The following is an 18,280-nucleotide window of genomic DNA, read 5'->3' as shown; positions in this document are numbered from 1 at the left end:
CTCAGTATTGTCGCTGGTCAACCTCAGGCAAACACCGCATCGGTGTCCATCAGCACCGCAGACCCCGCGCGTGCGGTTTGCATCAGAGAAGCCGTTTCAGGGAACAACTTGGCAAAGTAAAAGCGGGCGGTTTGTAGCTTGGCTTGGTAGAACGGATCACGGTCACCCGCAGCGATGCGCTGCAAGGCGACTTGCGCCATACGAGCCCAAAAATAGCCGAATACCAAGTGCCCGGCCACGCGCAGATAGTCCACCGCCGCGGCGCCCACCTCGTCGGCGTTTTGCAGAGCTTTGTAGCCGATCTCTCCCGTGAACTGGGTCATTTGCTGGCCCAACTTGGCCAAAGGTTGGATGAACTCAGCCATGTCCTCGTTACCCTGCTCAGCCATCACCAAGGCGGTAATCTGTGCGCCAAACTTTTTGAGCGAAGCACCTTGATTGCCCAAGACCTTGCGCCCCAGCAAGTCCAAGCTTTGGATGGTGTTGGTACCTTCATAAATCATGTTGATGCGGGCATCGCGTACGTACTGCTCCATGCCCCATTCACGGATGAAGCCGTGTCCGCCCAGCACCTGCATACAGGCCGAAGTGGCGATCCAAGCGTTGTCTGTGATGAAGGCTTTGACGATGGGGGTGAGCAAGGCCACTTGTTCGGCGGCCTCGGCACGCACGGCAGGGTCAGGATGGCTCAATTCTTGGTCCACCAACAAGGCGCAGTGCAAGCTCAGGGCGCGACCACCCTCGGCATAGGCTTTGGCGGTGAGCAGCATCTTGCGCACATCGGGATGCACCAAGATGCTGTCGGCGGGCTGATTGGGTGACTTCACACCGGTCAAACTGCGCGACTGGATGCGCTCTTTGGCGTAAGCCAATGCATTTTGGTAGGCCACTTCGGTCAAACCCAAAGATTGCATGCCCACACCGATGCGCGCCACGTTCATCATGACAAACATGGCCGCCAAGCCTTTGTGGGGCTGACCGACCAAGGTACCCAAGGCACCATCGAGCACCATCTGGCAGGTGGCGTTGCCGTGGATGCCCATCTTGTGTTCCAGGCCACCACAGTAGATCCCGTTACGTTCGCCCAAGCTGCCATCATCAAGCACCAAAAACTTCGGCACGGCAAACAGGCTGATGCCTTTGCTGCCCGCAGGCGCGTCGGGCAAACGGGCCAACACCAAATGCACGATGTTGCTGACCATGTCGTGCTCACCCGCACTGATGAAAATTTTGTTGCCTGTGATGCGATAAGTTCCATCAGCTTGCGGCTCGGCCTTGGTGCGCAGCAACCCAAGGTCGGTGCCGCAATGGGGCTCGGTCAGACACATGGTGCCGGTCCATTCACCGCTGGTGAGTTTGGGCAGATAGCACTGCTTTTGTGCTTCGGTGCCATGGGCATGTAACGCTTCGTAAGCGCCGTGCGTGAGACCGGGGTACATGGTCCACGCCTGGTTGGCGCTGTTGAGCATTTCGTACAAGCACTGATTCACCACAATGGGCAAGCCTTGTCCGCCATAGGCTGGGTCACAACTCAGCGATGGCCACCCCCCTTGCACGTACTGCGCATAGGCGGCTTTGAAACCATCGGGGGTTTTGACTTCGTGCGTGCGTGTATCCAGCTGGCAACCTTGTTCATCGCCGACTTGGTTGAGGGGAAAGATCACCTCAGAGGCAAATTTGCCCCCCTCCTCCAGCACAGCGGTCAAGGTGTCTGCATCCATCTCTGCATGGGGTGGCATGGCGTGCAATGCCTCGGTGACATGCAAAACTTCATGCAATAAAAACTGCATGTCGCGCAACGGGGGGGTATAGCTGGGCATCAGAAGCTCCTTACTTTTTGACAGATTTTTTTATCGTCGAACGCGGGGTTGGCACCGACGGCACGGCCGCGCCATAGCGCGCCAGAATGTTTTCAAACCCCACAGCAGTGTGCTGCAACGATTTGGCCGAGCGCAGAAAACGGGCTTCGTATTGCAGCGCCAAGATCAGACCGTGAATCTCGAACACCATTTGTTCAGCATCCATGTCGGCAGACAAATGCCCTTCATCGCGGGCCTGCACCACCGAGCGATGAACGGCAGCCAACCAGGTTTTGACCGAGCTGGCCAAGGCGTCACGCACGGGGCCGGGGCGGTCATCGAACTCAGCCGCACCGCTGATGTACAGACAACCTGAGTCAATCTCAGCAGAGGTGCGTTGGGTCCAGTTGGCAAACAGCTGACGCAATCTGGGCAAACCTCGCTCGGCCTGCAAGGCGGGGTAGAACACCTCAGCCTCAAAGCGCTCGTGGTACTCACGCACCACCGACAGCTGCAACTCTTCACGCGAACCGAAGTGGGCAAACACGCCCGACTTGCTCATGCGCGCCACCTCGGCCAATGCGCCAATACTCAAACCCTCCAAGCCAATTTGCGTGGCCAAGCCCAGGGCTGCATCCACGATGGCCGCTTTGGTTTGCTGCCCTTTGTGAGCGGCACGGCTTTCGGATGCGGGCGATTTTTGGGAACCGGTCATGAACCACCTAAAAAGAACGATCGTGCTATTTTGCATGAAAACGCCGAGGGCTTATTCCACTTCTAAACTCTGTCCCCATGCAAGCAACACGAATTTTGGCCATCCGTCATGGTGAAACCGCATGGAATGTGGACACCCGCATCCAAGGACAGCTCGACATTGGGCTCAATGACACGGGGGTGTGGCAAGCACAACGCGTGGGTCAGGCCTTACGTGACGAAGACATTCACGCCATTTACAGCAGCGACTTGGGGCGTGCCTTTCAGACCGCGCATGCCATTGCGCAAGCCGACACACGCACGCAGCCTGTGCCCCTGATACCCACCGCAGCTTTACGCGAACGCCACTTTGGCCATTTGCAAGGCCACACCTGGGCCGCCATTGAAGCCGACTGGCCCGCCGACGCCAAACTGTGGCGCACACGCGACCCACATTGGTCCCCGCTGGGGGGTGAGTCGTTGCTGGTGTTGCGCGAACGCATTGCACGCTGCGTGGACGCGTTGGCCAGTCAACACTTGGGCGAACAAATTGTGTTGGTGGCCCACGGGGGGGTGATGGATGTGCTGTATCGCCTAGCCACGCAGCAAGACATCCAGGCCCCGCGCACTTGGCATCTGGGCAACGCCGCCATCAACCGCTTGTTGTGGACGCCTCAAGGCTTGAGTTTGGTGGGCTGGGGTGATGTGTCGCACTTCGAGCGCACATCACGCGACGAATCAAGCGTCTGACAACAAGTCGCCGTTGGCGCTGGGTGGCGTCACCCCCAAGTGGCGGTAGGCCGCCAAGGTGGCAATGCGCCCACGGGGCGTGCGCTGCAAATAGCCTTGCTGGATCAGATAGGGCTCGATCACGTCTTCGATGGTGTCGCGCTCTTCGCCAATGCTGGCGGCGATGTTGTCCAAGCCCACAGGGCCGCCATCAAAGCGGTGGATCACCGCCTCTAGCAGTTTGCGGTCCATCAAGTCAAAGCCTTGCGGGTCCACGTCCAGCATGGCCAAGGCCTTGTGCGCCATCTCTTGTGTGATGCGCCCCGAGCCTTTGACTTCAGCGTAGTCACGCACCCGGCGTAACAAGCGGTTGGCAATGCGTGGTGTGCCGCGTGAACGACGCGCAATTTCAAAGCCACCTTCCACATCGGTGGGCGTGTTGAGCAAGCCGGCACTGCGCATGACGATGCGTTGCAACTCATCGGCGGTGTAGAACTCCAGGCGCGACACAATGCCAAAGCGATCGCGCAGCGGGTTGGTCAACATGCCCGCGCGGGTGGTGGCGCCCACCAGGGTGAAAGGCTGCAAGTCGAGCTTGATGCTGCGCGCAGCAGGGCCTTCGCCAATCATGATGTCGATTTGGTAGTCCTCCAGCGCGGGGTACAAAATCTCTTCGACCACAGGCGAGAGACGGTGGATTTCGTCGATGAACAGCACATCGTTTTTCTCTAAGCCCGTGAGCAATGCGGCCAGGTCTTTGGGCTTTTCCAGCACCGGCCCGCTGGTTTGACGCAGGTTCACGCCCAGCTCTTGGGCAATGATGTGGCTCAGGGTGGTTTTGCCCAGGCCCGGTGGTCCAAACAACAGCACGTGGTCAAGTGCCTCGCCGCGCTTTTTGGCCGCACCGATGAAGATTTCAAGTTGCTCACGTACCTTGACCTGGCCCACGTACTCTTGCAAGAGCTTGGGGCGCAACGCACGTTCAATGGCTTCTTCGTGAGGCGACACGGGGGCAGCAGACACCACACGCGGGGTGGGCACAAAGCCCTCGCCAAAACTGTCCGTTTGAATGCTCATGGATGCGCTGCCTTACTTGGCCAAAGCCTTCAAGGCCAGCTTGATGCCCTCGCTCACGCCGACATCCGCAGGCAAGGCTTTGAGTGACAGGGCTGCTTCTTTGTCGCTGTACCCCAGGGCCAGCAAGGCTTGCAAGATGTCGCTGTGGTGGTCGCTGTGCCCCGCTGTGCTGGGGGCCAGATCGGCGCCGAGCTTGCCTTTGAGTTCAAGCAACAAACGTTCTGCGGTTTTCTTGCCAATGCCAGGCACCTTGGTCAGACGACCCGCTTCTTGCTCAGCCACGGCACGGGCCAATTCATCAGCACTCATGCCACTGAGCACGCCCAGTGCGGTGCGCGGGCCCACGCCAGAAATTTTGATCAGCAAGCGAAAGGTGGCGCGCTCGCTGGCGGTACCAAAGCCATACAAGATTTGTGCGTCTTCACGCACTACAAAATGTGTCAGCAAGGTCACGCGCTCACCCGTGGCGGGCAGGTTGTAGAAGGTGCTCATGGGCACGTCCACTTCATAGCCCACGCCATTGCAGTCCACCAACACTTGGGGAGGATTTTTCTCGCTGAGGATGCCGCTTAATCTGCCAATCACATCTTGCCTATCATTGGGTAACCTTTTGCGAGATTATCGACTTGATTCTGCGACACACCTTCTCCCCACTGAACAACACGCGCCTGTCACATCTGTGTGGGCCACTCGACGAGCATTTGCGCACCATTGAGATGGCGCTGAACGTCAAGATCGCGCACCGCCATGAACAGTTCAAGGTAGACGGCCACAAAGCCAAAGCCACGCGTGCACTGGAGGTTCTGCAAGCGCTGTACGAACGCGCCGCACGCACGATTCCTGCCGAACAGGTGCAACTGATGTTGGCCGGCGATACAGGCGTGAGCGAAGCCGAAGACGGCAGCATGAGCTTGCACACGCGCCGCACCGACCTGCGCGCGCGCACGCCCAACCAAAGTGTGTACCTAGAGAACATTGCCAACCACGACATCACGTTTGGCATTGGCCCAGCAGGCACGGGCAAAACCTATTTGGCCGTGGCCTGTGCCGTGGACGCGCTCGAGCGCAGCGCGGTACAACGCATTGTGTTGACCCGCCCAGCAGTAGAAGCGGGCGAAAAACTAGGCTTCTTGCCCGGCGATTTGGGCCAAAAGGTCGACCCGTATTTGCGCCCGCTGTACGACGCGCTGTATGACCTGATGGGCTTTGACCGGGTGCAAAAAGCGTTTGAGCGCAATGCGATTGAAATTGCACCACTGGCGTTCATGCGCGGGCGTACCTTGAACAACGCCTTCGTCATCTTGGATGAAGCACAAAACACCACGCCCGAGCAAATGAAAATGTTTTTGACCCGCATTGGCTTTGGCGCCAAAGCGGTGGTCACAGGCGACGTGAGCCAAATCGATTTGCCCAAAGGCCAGTTGAGCGGCTTGATCGATGCCGAACGTGTACTGCGCCGTGTCAAGGGGATTGCGATTTGCCATTTCACCAGCGCCGATGTGGTGCGCCATCCCTTGGTGGCGCGCATCGTGGATGCGTACGACGCCAAGCGCAGCAGCGACACACCGGCCGTGTCACGCAAACGCACGTAAACCGAACCCTGTCACGCCATGCCCCTTCAAAAGCTCCAACTTTCTCTGCAATTTGGTGAGGTGCCGTATGCCGCGCGCCACCGCGCTGCGCTGCCGCGCCACAAAGTGGCACGCTGGATTCGTCACGCGCTGGCCCTGGACGCAGAGATCACGGTGCGCATCGTGGGTGAAGGCGAGGGCCGTGCGCTCAATCTGAGCTACCGCAAAAAAGACTACGCCACCAACGTGCTGACCTTTGATTACACACAAGCGCCCGTGGTGGTGGCCGACTTGGTGCTGTGTGCGCCAGTGGTGGCACGCGAGGCGAAAGAACAAGGCAAAACCTTAGAAGCGCACTATGCCCACCTGTTGGTGCATGGCACCTTACATGCACAAGGCTGGGACCATGAAACCAGCACCCAAGATGCCCAAGAGATGGAGGCCTACGAGATCGACATCTTGGCGGAGCTGGGGCTGCCCAACCCTTACTGAAGGCTCTTGGGAATTGGTGTGCTTGCCTGCGCGCATGGCGCATGGCGCATGGCTGTTTCAGCGACCTGCCGTGTCTTCCAGCAAACGCACTTTCACGGTTTTGCCTTTGACGCGACCCGCGCTCAAGCGTTGAACGGCCTCACGCGCGATGTCACGCGAGACCGCCACATAGGTGGAGAACTCGTTGACGTTGATCTTGCCCACCTGGTCTTTGGAAAACCCCGCCTCACCGGTGAGCGCGCCCAACACGTCACCAGCGCGGATTTTTTCTTTGCGCCCGCCCACAATTTGCAAGGTGGCCATGGGGGGTTGCAATAGGCCGCCTGCGGCGGGGGTCAAGCTGCTCAAGGGCTGCCACACCGATTCGCGACCTTGCAGTTGTTCGATCTTGCCCACAGAACCCATCTCGTCCATGCTCGCCAAAGTGAGGGCCAGGCCTTCGGCATCCCCTCGCCCCGTGCGCCCAATGCGGTGGATGTGCACCTCAGGATCGGGCGTCACATCCACATTGATCACGGCTTCCAACTGCGCCACATCCAAGCCACGCGCTGCCACATCGGTGGCCACCAGCACCGAGCAACTGCGGTTGGCAAACTGCACCAACACTTGGTCACGCTCGCGTTGTTCCAGCTCGCCATATAGGGCCAGCGCGCTGAACCCTTGGGCCTGCAACACCGCCACCAAGTCGCGACATTGCTGCTTGGTGTTGCAAAACGCCAAACTGGACTCGGGGCGGAAGTGGTTGAGCAGCAAAGACACGGCGTGCAAGCGCTCATGATCATTCACTTCGTAGCAAATTTGCTTGATTTTTTGCGCGTCATGCTGGGCTTGCACTTTGACGCTTTGCGGCTCGCGCATGAACTGAGCGGCCAGTTTGTCGATGCCCTCGGGATAGGTGGCCGAGAACAGCAGGGTTTGGCGCTGCGCCGGGCACTGACGCGCCACCTTGGCAATGTCATCAAAAAAGCCCATGTCGAGCATGCGGTCGGCTTCGTCCAACACCAGCATGCGCACGCCTTGCAAACGCAAGGAACCACGCTCCAGATGATCCAAGATGCGGCCGGGGGTTCCGACCACCACGTGGGCGCCATGCTCCAGGCTCACCGTCTGACCACGCAGCGCCACGCCACCGCACAGGGTGACGACTTTGATGTTGCCCACCGCACGCGCGAGGCGACGAATTTCTTGCGTCACTTGGTCAGCCAATTCACGCGTAGGGCACAGCACCAAGGCTTGGGCGTCGAATTGCGCGGGATCGAGTTTCTCCACCAAGGGCAGTCCAAAGGCTGCGGTCTTGCCGCTGCCCGTGCTGGCCTGCGCCAGCAGGTCGCGTCCCGCCAGGGTGAGCGGCAGGCTGGCCGCCTGAATCGGCGTCATGGCCGTGTAACCCAACTGGGTCAAGTTGCTCAGCGTGGCTGCCGACAAAGGCAGGGTGTCAAAAGTGGAGGTAGGTGCAGTCATGCACCGATTATCGTGAGCGGGATGGTGACGGGGCCGTCGTTGACCAAATGAACTTTCATGTCCGCACCAAACACACCCGTTTGCACCAGCGCATGGCGCTCGCGTGCTTGCACCACAAAGTGCTCGTACAAGCGACGGCCTTCATCGGCGGGTGCCGCGCTGGTGAAGCTGGGACGGGTGCCACTGCGGGTGTCGGCGGCCAGTGTGAATTGGCTCACCACCAACAACCCACCCGCCACGTCTTGCACGCTGTGGTTCATCTTGCCCGCATCGTCGTAGAACACGCGCAGCTTCAAAATTTTGTCGAGCATTTTTTGCCCCACGGCCTCGGTATCGCCACGCTCGGCGCACAAAAGCACCAACAAGCCTTGGGCAATTTCCCCCACGGTCTCACCGTCGACCATCACACGGGCTTCACTGACCCGCTGCAAAACGGCTTTCACAAGATGTCTCGACCGTCGTCGATGTGCGCTTCCACATCGCTGGGCAGGAGTTGGATGGTGGCGCGCAAGCCGGGCACATCGCTCATCAGCGCTTGCTCCACCGTGGTACGCAGGGCTGCTGCACGCCCGAGCGACCATGCCGCAGGCATGTGCATGTGCAAATCGACAAAGCGCCGCTGACCCGCCTTGCGGCTGGTGACATGGTCAAACCGAATGATGTGGTGCTCGCCGCGCTGATGCTCGAAACCTGCCAGGGTGGTTTGAATTTGCGCCATCACCTCGGGCTCAACGGCTTCGTCCATCAAGCCTTGCGAAGCGCGCCACACCAAATGAAAGCCTTCTTTCAAAATGTTCAAGGCCACGCCAATGGCCACCACAGCATCCAGCCACAACCAGCCTGTGACACCGACCAAGCCAATGCCAAAGACCACGCCCACCGACGTCCAGACATCGGTCACCAAGTGACGGGCATCGGCCTCCAGGGCAATGGATCGGTGTGTTTTGGCGGCACGAAACATCACCCAGGCCAACAAGCCATTGAGTGCAGAACTGACCACGGACAAAGCCAGGCCAATGCCAACTTGCTCAATCGGTTGCGGATCGAAAATGCGATGGCTGGCCGCCCACACAATGCCCAAAGCCGCCACCACGATCAAGATGCCCTCGAAGCCGCTTGAGAAATACTCGGCTTTATGGTGGCCATACGGATGGTCGTCGTCAGCCGGTCGCGCCGCCACGGTGACCATCATGAGCCCGAAGATGGCGCTGGCCAAGTTGACCAGCGACTCCATGGCGTCAGACAGCAAGCCCACCGAATCGGTGAGCCACCAAGCGAGGGTTTTCAAGGCGATGGTGACCACGGCCACGGCCACAGAAGTCAACAGCAAGCCTTGGGGAGAGAGCCATTTGGCCACGGTGGCTTTGTTCATGCGCGACGTCGTTTCTTTCAACATTAAGCCAAGGTGACGCGCGCGAACTTGCGCTTGCCCACTTGCACCACGTAGCTGCCAGCATCCAGCTTGAGGCCTTTGTCACTGATGACCACCGAATCCACGCGCACGCCACCACCATCAATCAAACGGTTGGCCTCACTGGAGGAGGGTGCCAAGCCCGCCGATTTGAGCAACGCCCCGATGCCCATAGGCGCACCGAGCAGCGCAACATCCGGAATGTCATCCGGCACGCCACCTTTGCTGCGGTTGATGAAGTCTTGCTCAGCAGCATCTGCAGCCGACGCACCGTGAAAACGAGCCGTGATTTCTTTGGCCAAGGCGACTTTGGCGTCTTTCGGGTTACGACCGTTGGCAACTTCTTGCTTGAGCAACTCAATCTGAGCTTCTGACTGGAAAGACAGCAAGGTGTACCAACGCCACATCAAGGTGTCTGAGATCGACAGTACCTTGGCAAACATGGTGTTGGGTTCTTCACTGATGCCGATGTAGTTGTTCTTGGACTTGGACATCTTTTCCACACCGTCCAAACCTTCGAGCAATGGCATGGTCAAGATGCACTGCGCTTCTTGACCGTATTCGACTTGGAGATGACGCCCCATGAGCAAGTTGAATTTTTGGTCGGTACCCCCCAACTCCAAGTCCGACTTCAAGGCCACCGAGTCGTAGCCCTGCATGAGTGGGTACAAGAACTCGTGCACGCTGATGGGCGTGCCGGCCTTGAACCGGTCGTGAAAATCGTTACGCTCCATCATGCGCGCCACGGTGTACTTGGCGGCCAGTTGAATCATGCCCATCGAGCCCAGCGGCAGACACCACTCGCTGTTGTAGCGGATCTCGGTTTTTTCGGGATCGAGCACCAAGGAAGCTTGCTTGTAATAGGTCTCGGCGTTGGACTTGATTTGTTCTGGCGTCAAAGGGGGGCGGGTGTTGTTGCGCCCGGATGGGTCACCGATCAGGCTGGTGAAGTCACCAATCAGAAAGATGACTTGGTGCCCCAGGTTTTGCAACTGACGCATTTTGTTGAGCACCACGGTGTGCCCAATGTGGATGTCTGGTGCGGTCGGATCCAGGCCCAGCTTGATGCGCAAAGGTTGCCCCGTCGCCTCAGATCGGGCCAGTTTTTTGACCCACTCATCCTCTGGAATCAGCTCTTCGCAGCCGCGCTTAGAAACAGCCAACGCTTCGCGCACGCGATCGGTGATGGGGTGAATAGGTAAAGATGCTTGATTCATAAGGATTTTTCGGTGGCTCGGCTATACTCCACCTTTTGTGTGATGGGCCAATTTTAGTTGGCCCCAGCACGCTGGGATGTGAGGGAGCCAAGCCCTGCCCACACCTTCTGCCGGAGAGCCCCCTTGCAGCAACACCTCGACGCGTTGGCCTTGCGCCTACAAACCCTGTGGACCACCCACCCCCGCCGCATCATGGCTGGCGTAGCCGTGGGCTTGTCGGTGATGGGTGGCGGCGCGTTCGCCGTGGCCAATTTGGGCCCAGACGCCAGCCAATTGCCATTGCGTGAAGTGGTGGAGAACGTGAGCGCAGCCCTTCCCATCTCCAGCACCAACAGCGCCCCCATGGTGTTGTTTCGCTCCGATGTCACCCGCTCCAACGACACCGCCGACAGCCTGCTGAGTCGTTTGGGTGTGAGCGACGAAGAAGCCGCCAGCTTTTTACGCAACGCCCCATTGGCGCGCCAGCAACTGCTGGGACGTGCCGGGCGCTGGGTCAGTGTCGAAGGCGATGAAGCACGCCGCTTAACACGCTTGACCGCGCGCTGGAGCACGGACAAATCAGACCAATTCACCCGTTGGGTGGTGGAGCGCAAGGCCGACGGCCTGACGCAGCGGCTGGAAAATGCCCCCTTGAGCGTGAGCACGCGCATGGCCAGTGGCGTGATCCAAAGCTCGCTGTTTGCCGCCACCGACGACGCCAATATTCCCGACAGCGTGGCCAACCAATTGGCCAATATTTTCTCGGGTGACATCGACTTTCATCGCTCACTGCGCAAAGGAGATCGCTTTTCGGTCGTCTATGAGTCGCTCGAAGCCGATGGTGAAACCATGCGCGCAGGCCGTGTGTTGTCAGCCGAGTTTGTCAACAATGGCAAAACACACCAAGCCATTTGGTTCAAAGAACCCCAGACTGCGGAGGGCGGCTACTTCTCCCCCGAAGGTGTGAGCCTGCGCCGCGCCTACTTGGCTTCGCCGTTGACGTTTTCACGCGTGACCAGTGGCTTCAAGATGCGCTTTCACCCCATCTTGCAAACCTGGCGCGCCCATTTGGGCGTGGACTATGCAGCAGCCACCGGAACCGACGTACACAGCGTCGGCCAGGGCATTGTTGACTTTGCAGGCACACAAGGCGGCTTTGGTAACGTGGTGTTTGTCAAACATGCCAATGGCCACACCACGGTGTATGCCCACTTGAGCCGCATCATGGTCAAACGCGGCCAAAGCGTCGCCCAAGGGCAAACACTGGGCGAAGTGGGTGCCACCGGATGGGCCACAGGCCCTCACTTGCACTTTGAATTTCGCGTCAACGGTCAGCACCAAGATCCCATCACGATGGCACGCCAAAGTGTGGCCACAGAAATTTCTGCCGCTGCACGTGACGCCTTCAAACGCCAAGTGACCAACGCCAAGCTCGAATTGACCGCCGCCGCCAGCGTGCAACAAAGCCGCGCTGAATAAATGCCATCGCTCTACATCGGCTTGATGTCGGGCACTTCGCTAGATGGCGTCGACGGCGTTCTGGTGAACTTTGAGACGCAGCGCCCCGAGGTTCTGAGTCACCAAACCCTGCCATTTGATGCGTCGCTCAAACACAGCTTGTTGGCCCTCAACACACCCGCCGACAACGAACTGCACCACGCGGCGTTGGCCGCCAATCAGTTGGTACGCGTGTATGCCCAAACCGTACACGCCTTGCAGCAAGCCAGCGGACACTCGGCCCATGACATACAAGCCATTGGCGCCCACGGTCAAACCGTACGCCACCAGCCGGGTGCATTTGATGGCACGGGCTACACCCTGCAACTCAACAACCCATCTCTGCTGGCAGAACTCACCGGGATAGATGTCGTGGCAGACTTTCGCAGCCGGGATGTTGCTGCGGGAGGGCAAGGTGCCCCCTTGGTGCCACTGTTTCACCACCACATGTTTGCGCACGATAGGCACACCGTGGGCGTCCTCAACTTAGGCGGGATTGCCAACCTCAGCGTGCTGTCCCCCTCAGGTGATGTGCAAGGCTTTGATTGCGGCCCTGGCAACGCCTTGCTCGATCATTGGTGCCAACAACACACCGGTCAGCCCTTTGACGACGACGGTGCTTGGGCGCGCACAGGTCAGGTGATTGCGCCCTTGTTGCAAGCTTTGTTGAATGAACCGTTTTTGCATCAAGCACCGCCCAAGAGCACGGGCCGTGACTTGTTCAACCCAATCTGGCTAGCGCAACAGCTTGAAGGCTTGGCGTTGGCAACGCCCGCCGATGTGCAAGCCACGCTGACAGAATTCACTGCACGGGCCTGTGTGAACGATGTCCTGCGTTATGCACCCCAAGCCACCGAGTTGATGGTGTGCGGTGGCGGTGCTTTAAATGGTTGGCTGATGACACGTTTGCAAAGCGGGTTGCCGCAACTCAAAGTCGTGTCCACCGCTGAGCGCGGGTTGCCGCCTTTGCAAGTTGAAGCCACGGCCTTTGCATGGCTCGCCCGCCAAACCATGTTGCGCCTGCCGGGCAACTCCCCAAAAGTAACGGGCGCACAAGGCGCCCGTATCTTGGGTGGTGTGTTTCCGGCCTAGAGGTCTGGAAACGATTCGTCCGTGAGGGACGGCGTGTTAAACCGAGAACGAAGAACCGCAACCACAGGTGGTTGTGGCGTTGGGGTTCTTGATGACGAACTGAGCGCCCTGCAAGTCTTCTTTGTAGTCAATCTCAGCACCCAACAGGTACTGGTAACTCATGGCATCGATCAACAAAGACACATTGTTTTTGGTCATGGTGGTGTCGTCTTCGTTGACCACTTCATCGAAGGTGAAACCGTACTGAAAACCTGAGCATCCGCCACCCTGCACAAATACGCGCAGCTTGAGATCAGGATTGCCCTCTTCCGCAATCAAATCTGCCACTTTGGCAGCAGCGCTGTCCGTGAAGACGATCGGGGTGGGCATTTCGGTTTGAATGTTTTCAGCAACTGCGCTCATGGGGACTCTCCAAATTCAAGGTTTAAAGTATAGCGCTTTAGTCGGGAATACCGATCACATTCTGAAGTAACTCGGTACTTGATGGGGGCTTTCGGTGCGTCATGCCTTGCCAACAAAAAAGCCGCAGCGGCGAACCGGTGCGGCTTTTGGGCACAACAGAAAGCGGATTAACGCTTGCTGAACTGCTTGCGACGACGAGCAGAGTGCAAGCCGACCTTTTTACGTTCCACTTCGCGGGCATCGCGGGTCACATAGCCTGCGGCTGACAACACAGGCTTCAAGGCTGCGTCATAGTCGATCAGGGCGCGGGTGATACCGTGACGCACTGCACCTGCTTGACCCGACTCACCACCGCCGTGCACGTTGACTTGAATGTCAAATGCTTCGCCGTTGTTGGTCAACATCAGGGGTTGCTTGGAAATCATGATCGAGGTTTGACGGCCGAAATATGCGGCGATGTCTTTGCCATTGATCGTGATCTTGCCAGAGCCTTTTTTCAGAAACACACGAGCGACGCTCGATTTGCGACGGCCAGTGCCGTTGTTCCATTCACCAATCATGTCAGCTCCTTAGATGTCCAGCACTTTAGGCTGTTGCGCGGTGTGGGGATGCTCAGCACCGCCGTACACCTTGAGCTTTTTGATCATGGCGTAACCGAGTGGGCCTTTAGGCAACATGCCCTTGACGGCCTTCTCGATGGCGCGGCCAGGGTGCTTGGCTTGCATGTCGCGGAAGTTGGTGGCTGTGATACCACCGGGGTAACCGGAGTGACGGTAGTACACCTTGTCCAAAGATTTGGTGCCCGTGACCTTGATCTTGGATGCGTTGATGATGACGATGAAGTCACCGGTATCGACGTGAGGCGTATAAATGGCTTTGTGTTTGCCGCGCAAACGGAGGGCAACTTCGCTGGCTACCCGTCCGAGCACCTTATCGGTGGCGTCAATCACAAACCACTCATGCACCACGTCAGCGGGTTTTGCGCTGAATGTAGACATAGTTAAATCCTAAAAGGAGAGTTGGTTTGCAGGGCCCTTTTCCACGGTCGGCGTTCTTCTGATGAGAACCTCTTAGGTGGGATGTGCTTTTTTCAAAGCCTCTGCCGCGGGACCACTCGTTCGCTGCAGAGCCAGAAATTATACGCAAAATCAAGGACTTGGCGCAAGTCAATCACTCCAAGAGCAGAAACGGCGGGTTACCATCCCTGCCTATGTTCAGTTACCGCCACGCTTTTCACGCCGGAAACCACGCCGACGTTCTCAAACACCTGACCCTGATTGCCACCTTGCGCCACTTGATGCACAAGGACGCAGGCATTCAATTGGTCGACACCCACGCGGGCGCAGGTCTGTATCGCCTAGATGGCGACTACGCGGAAAAAAGTGGCGAGGCCGCCGATGGGGTACTCAAGCTCAAGGGCTTGCCCGCAGATGAACAGGTCGAGGCCTTGAAAGACTACCTCAGCATCGTGGCCAGTTTCAACGACAAGGGCAGCTCGCGGGTCTACCCTGGATCGCCCTTCATCATCCAGCGCTTGATGCGCCATGAAGCACGCGATCGGCTCAAGCTGTTTGAACTCCACCCCACCGACCACAAATCGCTGACTGGCAATATCCAACAACTCGAGGCCGGCCGCACCATCAGTGTGGCACGACAAGACGGGTTTGAGGCTCTGAAAGCCTTGCTCCCTCCCCCGGTGTCATCCAGCGGTTCACGCCGCTCCATGGTGCTGATCGACCCCAGCTACGAACTCAAAACCGACTACTACCGCGTGTTGGAATGCATCCAGGATTGCCTGAAGCGCTTTGCCACCGGCACGTATTTGGTGTGGTATCCCATCATTCCTCGCCCTGAAGCGCACGATTTACCGCGCAAACTCAAAACCATGTGCAGCCAATTGAAAAAGCCCTGGCTGCATGCCACCCTGGCCATTGGACGCGCCACCGGCGGAGACGACACAGGTTTGAGCGCGAGCGGTATGTTTTTGATCAACCCGCCCTACACCCTCAAACCCCAGCTCAACGAGGCCTTGCCCGTTGTGGAGAAAGCCCTGGGTCGCGGCCCAGGACAGGGCTGGAGCGTCGAGTCGGGCGGCTAACCCCCTCAGGAAAACCACTAGGCATTGCGCCCAATTAACCGACCAATCGGTCGGTTAATTTCTTATACTGCCCTCCGGCGCCCCATTTGACCGGCGCAGGAGTGGTTCATGTACACCCAATCATTCAACGTTCCGGACAAGACGGACGAAACCCCTGGCGCCGCACTCAAAGCGGTGGCCACACCTTTGCACACCAACGACGCCGCATTGCAAGCGGCATTCGATGCACGCATAGATGCTGATGGTCGCATCGAGCCACAAGACTGGATGCCCGAGGCCTATCGCAAAACCTTGGTGCGGCAAATCAGCCAGCACGCGCACAGCGAAATTGTGGGCATGCTGCCCGAGGGCAATTGGATCAGCCGCGCGCCCAGCTTGAAGCGCAAAGCAATTCTGATTGCCAAGGTGCAAGACGAGGGCGGACATGGCCTCTATCTCTACAGCGCAGCCGAAACCTTGGGCACCAGCCGCGACCAAATGCTCGATGCCCTGCACAGTGGACGCGCCAAGTACAGCTCCATCTTCAACTACCCCACGCTCACTTGGGCCGATGTGGGCGTGATCGGTTGGCTGGTTGACGGTGCGGCGATCATGAACCAAATCCCACTCTGCCGTTGCTCCTACGGGCCTTATGCCCGTGCCATGGTGCGCGTGTGCAAAGAGGAGTCGTTCCACCAGCGTCAAGGCTACGAGGCTTTGCTGGTGATGATGACGGGCACACCCGAACAAAAGGCCATGGTGCAAGACGCGGTGAACCGCTGGTGGTGGAAATGCTTGGCCATGTTTGGCCCGCCCGATGCCGACAGCCCCAACAGCGCACAAGGCATGCGCTGGGGCATCAAGCGCATCAGCAACGACGACTTGCGTCAAAAGTTCGTCGACGCCACCGTGCCCCAGGCCAAGGTCTTGGGCGTCACATTGCCTGACCCTGATTTGAAGTGGAACGAAGAACGCCAGCACCACGACTACGGTGCCATCGATTGGGACGAGTTTTGGGCCACCGTCAATGGCGACGGCCCTTGCAATAAAGAGCGCTTGGGCACCCGTGTGAAAGCATGGCACGAAGGCCAATGGGTACGCGATGCAGCCCTGGCCCACGCCCGAAAACAACAAGCCAAACAGATGAAGGAGGCGGCATGACCACCACCCCAAACACCAAGGCCCTGAGCGAGTGGCCGCTGTGGGAAGTTTTCATTCGCAGCAAACAAGGCCTGGAGCACAAACACTGCGGCAGCCTGCATGCCAGTGATGCAGAGCACGCCCTGCAAATGGCACGCGACGTGTACACCCGCCGCCAAGAAGGGGTGAGCATTTGGGTGGTGCCCTCCAACACCATCACCGCCAGCGCACCCGATGACAAAGCCGAGCTGTTCGACCCCGCCGGTGACAAGATCTACCGCCACCCCACGTTCTATGAGATTCCCGACGAAGTGGGGCACATGTGATGCAGGTTACGGCCTCCACCGACTACCTCTTGCATTTGGCAGACAACGCCTTGGTGCTGGGCCAGCGCAATGCCGAATGGTGTGGGCATGGCCCCATCCTGGAAGAAGACATTGCCATGTCCAACATCAGCCTGGACCTGATTGGTCAGGCGCGACTGCTTTACCAGCACGTGGCGACGCTCAAAAACGACGGTAGCACCGAAGACCGTTTGGCCTACTTCCGCGATGCGGCTGAATTTCGCAACTACACCCTGGTGGAGTTGCCCCACCACGGACCGTTGGTGGGCTACGCGATCGACAACCGCGACTACGCCACCACCATCGTGCGTAACTTTTTGTACAGCGCTTTGATGGCTTTGGTGTGGGAGCAGTTGCAACACGCCCACGACACGCAATTGGCGGCCATTGCCAGCAAGTCACTCAAAGAAGTGCGCTACCACTTGCGCCACGCACGCGATTGGCTGATCCGCATGGGCGACGGCACGGATTTATCGCAACGCAAAGCTCAAGACGCCCTAGACCACTTGATGCCTTACACCCAGGAGTTTTGGCGGGCCTCTGACTTTGAAACACAAGCCGTCCAAAACAGCTGCGGCGTCGACATGACAGCCCTGCAACAAAACTGGATGACCTTGCTTCAAGAGGCCACCACAGAGGCCTGCCTCGATCTACCCAGTGACGCAGGCTTTGTGACCACCGGGAAACAAGGCGTGCACTCTGAACATCTGAGCTTCTTGCTGGCCGAGATGCAAAGCTTGGCACGCGCGCACCCACAGGGCGTCTGGTGAACACAGCGACGACAGCCCCCACGCTGGACCAGGTGTGGGCGGCACTTGACGCCCTCACCGACCCGGAAATTCCAGTGGTGACCTTGCGCGAGATGGGCATCTTGCGCGACGTGCGCCTGGGGGCAGACGGACACACGGTCGAGGTGGTCATCACGCCCACCTACAGTGGCTGCCCGGCGATGGAACAAATTGAAGACGATGTGCGTGCCAGCGTGACTGCACTGGGCCTTCAGGCTCGCGTGATCAGCCAACTGGCCCCCGCGTGGACCACCGACTGGATGAGTGAGGTGGCACGCCAAAAATTGCGTGACTACGGCATCGCTCCTCCATCCGCCTGTGGTCAGCCCACACAGGTGGTTCAGTTTGCCCGCCATCGCGCTGCGCCTGATGTGGTGCCCTGCCCACGTTGCGGCTCGCACGACACCACCGAAACCTCACACTTTGGCTCCACCGCCTGCAAAGCACTCTACAAATGCCTGCACTGCATGGAACCGTTTGACTATTTCAAACCCTATTGATTCACAGGCAA

The 18,280-nt window shown here is 58.6% G+C and carries 21 protein-coding genes; 10 read left to right on the top strand and 11 right to left on the bottom strand.

Annotated elements, in window-relative coordinates; all coding sequences use genetic code 11:
- Positions 1 to 23: 23 nt before the first annotated feature.
- Positions 24 to 1,820 (bottom strand): acyl-CoA dehydrogenase C-terminal domain-containing protein, encoded by a 1,797-nt coding sequence (locus tag B9Z39_RS13410; protein ID WP_108302035.1) that lies wholly within the window; start codon positions 1,818 to 1,820, stop codon positions 24 to 26.
- A 10-nt stretch (positions 1,821 to 1,830) separates the two neighbouring features.
- Positions 1,831 to 2,514, bottom strand: coding sequence for a TetR/AcrR family transcriptional regulator (locus B9Z39_RS13405; RefSeq protein WP_108302034.1), 684 nt, complete (start codon positions 2,512 to 2,514; stop codon positions 1,831 to 1,833).
- A gap of 77 nt (positions 2,515 to 2,591) precedes the next feature.
- Here B9Z39_RS13405 and B9Z39_RS13400 point away from each other — a divergent pair, with 77 nt between their 5' ends.
- Positions 2,592 to 3,242: a histidine phosphatase family protein gene (locus tag B9Z39_RS13400; RefSeq protein ID WP_108302033.1), complete on the top strand. Its 651-nt coding sequence runs from the start codon at positions 2,592 to 2,594 to the stop codon at positions 3,240 to 3,242.
- Here the strand turns inward: B9Z39_RS13400 and ruvB are convergent.
- Positions 3,231 to 4,298, bottom strand: a complete 1,068-nt coding sequence (ruvB, locus tag B9Z39_RS13395) for a Holliday junction branch migration DNA helicase RuvB (RefSeq protein ID WP_100147152.1) — start codon at positions 4,296 to 4,298, stop codon at positions 3,231 to 3,233. The genes B9Z39_RS13400 and ruvB overlap by 12 nt on opposite strands.
- A 12-nt stretch (positions 4,299 to 4,310) precedes the next feature.
- On the bottom strand, positions 4,311 to 4,883 hold the full coding sequence (gene ruvA / locus B9Z39_RS13390) for a Holliday junction branch migration protein RuvA (protein ID WP_108302032.1): 573 nt from the start codon (positions 4,881 to 4,883) through the stop codon (positions 4,311 to 4,313).
- Positions 4,884 to 4,924: 41 nt separating this feature from the next.
- Between ruvA and B9Z39_RS13385 the strand changes: the two genes are divergently transcribed.
- Positions 4,925 to 5,890, top strand: a complete 966-nt coding sequence (locus B9Z39_RS13385) for a PhoH family protein (protein WP_108302031.1) — start codon at positions 4,925 to 4,927, stop codon at positions 5,888 to 5,890.
- Between the two features lie 18 nt (positions 5,891 to 5,908).
- Complete coding sequence (ybeY, locus tag B9Z39_RS13380; protein WP_108302030.1) at positions 5,909 to 6,361, top strand: rRNA maturation RNase YbeY; 453 nt, start codon at positions 5,909 to 5,911, stop codon at positions 6,359 to 6,361.
- Between the two features lie 57 nt (positions 6,362 to 6,418).
- Here the strand turns inward: ybeY and dbpA are convergent, their stop codons facing one another.
- From dbpA to tyrS, 4 genes are read right to left on the bottom strand one after another with little or no spacing between them, the layout of a single operon-like run.
- Complete coding sequence (gene dbpA / locus B9Z39_RS13375; RefSeq protein WP_108302029.1) at positions 6,419 to 7,822, bottom strand: ATP-dependent RNA helicase DbpA; 1,404 nt, start codon at positions 7,820 to 7,822, stop codon at positions 6,419 to 6,421.
- Positions 7,819 to 8,265 (bottom strand): D-aminoacyl-tRNA deacylase, encoded by a 447-nt coding sequence (gene dtd / locus B9Z39_RS13370; RefSeq protein WP_108302028.1) that lies wholly within the window; start codon positions 8,263 to 8,265, stop codon positions 7,819 to 7,821. Before dtd ends, dbpA begins: the two co-directional genes overlap by 4 nt.
- Complete coding sequence (locus tag B9Z39_RS13365; RefSeq protein WP_108302077.1) at positions 8,262 to 9,194, bottom strand: cation diffusion facilitator family transporter; 933 nt, start codon at positions 9,192 to 9,194, stop codon at positions 8,262 to 8,264. Before B9Z39_RS13365 ends, dtd begins: the two co-directional genes overlap by 4 nt.
- Before the next feature lie 23 nt (positions 9,195 to 9,217).
- On the bottom strand, positions 9,218 to 10,450 hold the full coding sequence (tyrS, locus tag B9Z39_RS13360) for a tyrosine--tRNA ligase (RefSeq protein WP_108302027.1): 1,233 nt from the start codon (positions 10,448 to 10,450) through the stop codon (positions 9,218 to 9,220).
- Positions 10,451 to 10,573: 123 nt separating this feature from the next.
- Here tyrS and B9Z39_RS13355 point away from each other — a divergent pair, with 123 nt between their 5' ends.
- Together B9Z39_RS13355 and B9Z39_RS13350 are read left to right on the top strand one after the other, a co-directional pair.
- A complete protein-coding gene (locus tag B9Z39_RS13355) occupies positions 10,574 to 11,908 on the top strand; it encodes a M23 family metallopeptidase (RefSeq protein WP_233202645.1) in 1,335 nt (444 codons plus the stop codon).
- Positions 11,909 to 13,018, top strand: coding sequence for an anhydro-N-acetylmuramic acid kinase (locus B9Z39_RS13350; RefSeq protein ID WP_108302026.1), 1,110 nt, complete (start codon positions 11,909 to 11,911; stop codon positions 13,016 to 13,018).
- Positions 13,019 to 13,054: 36 nt separating this feature from the next.
- Here the strand turns inward: B9Z39_RS13350 and erpA are convergent, their stop codons facing one another.
- The 3 genes from erpA to rplM all read right to left on the bottom strand — a co-directional run bounded on the left by erpA (position 13,055) and on the right by rplM (position 14,418).
- Entirely contained in the window at positions 13,055 to 13,420 is a 366-nt protein-coding gene (gene erpA, locus B9Z39_RS13345) for an iron-sulfur cluster insertion protein ErpA (protein WP_100147160.1), read from the bottom strand.
- A gap of 167 nt (positions 13,421 to 13,587) precedes the next feature.
- Positions 13,588 to 13,980: a 30S ribosomal protein S9 gene (rpsI, locus tag B9Z39_RS13340; protein WP_100147161.1), complete on the bottom strand. Its 393-nt coding sequence runs from the start codon at positions 13,978 to 13,980 to the stop codon at positions 13,588 to 13,590.
- A gap of 9 nt (positions 13,981 to 13,989) precedes the next feature.
- Positions 13,990 to 14,418: a 50S ribosomal protein L13 gene (rplM, locus tag B9Z39_RS13335; protein WP_100147162.1), complete on the bottom strand. Its 429-nt coding sequence runs from the start codon at positions 14,416 to 14,418 to the stop codon at positions 13,990 to 13,992.
- 212 nt (positions 14,419 to 14,630) lie between these two features.
- Between rplM and B9Z39_RS13330 the strand changes: the two genes are divergently transcribed.
- From B9Z39_RS13330 to paaD, 5 genes are all read left to right on the top strand, one after another.
- On the top strand, positions 14,631 to 15,518 hold the full coding sequence (locus tag B9Z39_RS13330; protein ID WP_100147163.1) for a 23S rRNA (adenine(2030)-N(6))-methyltransferase RlmJ: 888 nt from the start codon (positions 14,631 to 14,633) through the stop codon (positions 15,516 to 15,518).
- 108 nt (positions 15,519 to 15,626) lie between these two features.
- Entirely contained in the window at positions 15,627 to 16,658 is a 1,032-nt protein-coding gene (gene paaA / locus B9Z39_RS13325; RefSeq protein WP_108302025.1) for a 1,2-phenylacetyl-CoA epoxidase subunit PaaA, read from the top strand.
- Positions 16,655 to 16,963, top strand: coding sequence for a 1,2-phenylacetyl-CoA epoxidase subunit PaaB (gene paaB, locus B9Z39_RS13320; RefSeq protein ID WP_100147165.1), 309 nt, complete (start codon positions 16,655 to 16,657; stop codon positions 16,961 to 16,963). The genes paaA and paaB overlap by 4 nt, the downstream gene beginning before the upstream one ends.
- Positions 16,963 to 17,751 (top strand): 1,2-phenylacetyl-CoA epoxidase subunit PaaC, encoded by a 789-nt coding sequence (paaC, locus tag B9Z39_RS13315; RefSeq protein ID WP_108302024.1) that lies wholly within the window; start codon positions 16,963 to 16,965, stop codon positions 17,749 to 17,751. The genes paaB and paaC overlap by 1 nt, the downstream gene beginning before the upstream one ends.
- The gene (gene paaD / locus B9Z39_RS13310) at positions 17,748 to 18,269 is read left to right on the top strand and encodes a 1,2-phenylacetyl-CoA epoxidase subunit PaaD (RefSeq protein ID WP_108302023.1); all 522 of its coding nucleotides are present in this window, start codon (positions 17,748 to 17,750) and stop codon (positions 18,267 to 18,269) included. The genes paaC and paaD overlap by 4 nt, the downstream gene beginning before the upstream one ends.
- Positions 18,270 to 18,280 lie beyond the last annotated feature (11 nt).

Source organism: Limnohabitans sp. JirII-29, assembly GCF_003063395.1.
GTDB lineage: Bacteria > Pseudomonadota > Gammaproteobacteria > Burkholderiales > Burkholderiaceae_C > Limnohabitans.
This window is presented reverse-complemented; position numbering and strand designations above follow the sequence as displayed.

Excerpts from the sequence above, each read along its gene's own strand:
- tyrS (WP_108302027.1), bottom strand. The coding sequence starts at position 10,450 with ATGAATCAAGCATCTTTACCTATTCACCCCATCACCGATCGCGTGCGC.
- B9Z39_RS13330 (WP_100147163.1), top strand. The coding sequence starts at position 14,631 with ATGTTCAGTTACCGCCACGCTTTTCACGCCGGAAACCACGCCGACGTT.
- ruvB (WP_100147152.1), bottom strand. The coding sequence starts at position 4,298 with ATGAGCATTCAAACGGACAGTTTTGGCGAGGGCTTTGTGCCCACCCCG.
- B9Z39_RS13365 (WP_108302077.1), bottom strand. The coding sequence starts at position 9,194 with ATGAACAAAGCCACCGTGGCCAAATGGCTCTCTCCCCAAGGCTTGCTG.
- B9Z39_RS13350 (WP_108302026.1), top strand. The coding sequence starts at position 11,909 with ATGCCATCGCTCTACATCGGCTTGATGTCGGGCACTTCGCTAGATGGC.
- paaB (WP_100147165.1), top strand. The coding sequence starts at position 16,655 with ATGACCACCACCCCAAACACCAAGGCCCTGAGCGAGTGGCCGCTGTGG.
- rpsI (WP_100147161.1), bottom strand. The coding sequence starts at position 13,980 with ATGATTGGTGAATGGAACAACGGCACTGGCCGTCGCAAATCGAGCGTC.
- rplM (WP_100147162.1), bottom strand. The coding sequence starts at position 14,418 with ATGTCTACATTCAGCGCAAAACCCGCTGACGTGGTGCATGAGTGGTTT.
- paaC (WP_108302024.1), top strand. The coding sequence starts at position 16,963 with ATGCAGGTTACGGCCTCCACCGACTACCTCTTGCATTTGGCAGACAAC.
- erpA (WP_100147160.1), bottom strand. The coding sequence starts at position 13,420 with ATGAGCGCAGTTGCTGAAAACATTCAAACCGAAATGCCCACCCCGATC.
- dbpA (WP_108302029.1), bottom strand. The coding sequence starts at position 7,822 with ATGACTGCACCTACCTCCACTTTTGACACCCTGCCTTTGTCGGCAGCC.
- B9Z39_RS13405 (WP_108302034.1), bottom strand. The coding sequence starts at position 2,514 with ATGACCGGTTCCCAAAAATCGCCCGCATCCGAAAGCCGTGCCGCTCAC.
- B9Z39_RS13410 (WP_108302035.1), bottom strand. The coding sequence starts at position 1,820 with ATGCCCAGCTATACCCCCCCGTTGCGCGACATGCAGTTTTTATTGCAT.
- B9Z39_RS13400 (WP_108302033.1), top strand. The coding sequence starts at position 2,592 with ATGCAAGCAACACGAATTTTGGCCATCCGTCATGGTGAAACCGCATGG.
- ybeY (WP_108302030.1), top strand. The coding sequence starts at position 5,909 with ATGCCCCTTCAAAAGCTCCAACTTTCTCTGCAATTTGGTGAGGTGCCG.
- paaA (WP_108302025.1), top strand. The coding sequence starts at position 15,627 with ATGTACACCCAATCATTCAACGTTCCGGACAAGACGGACGAAACCCCT.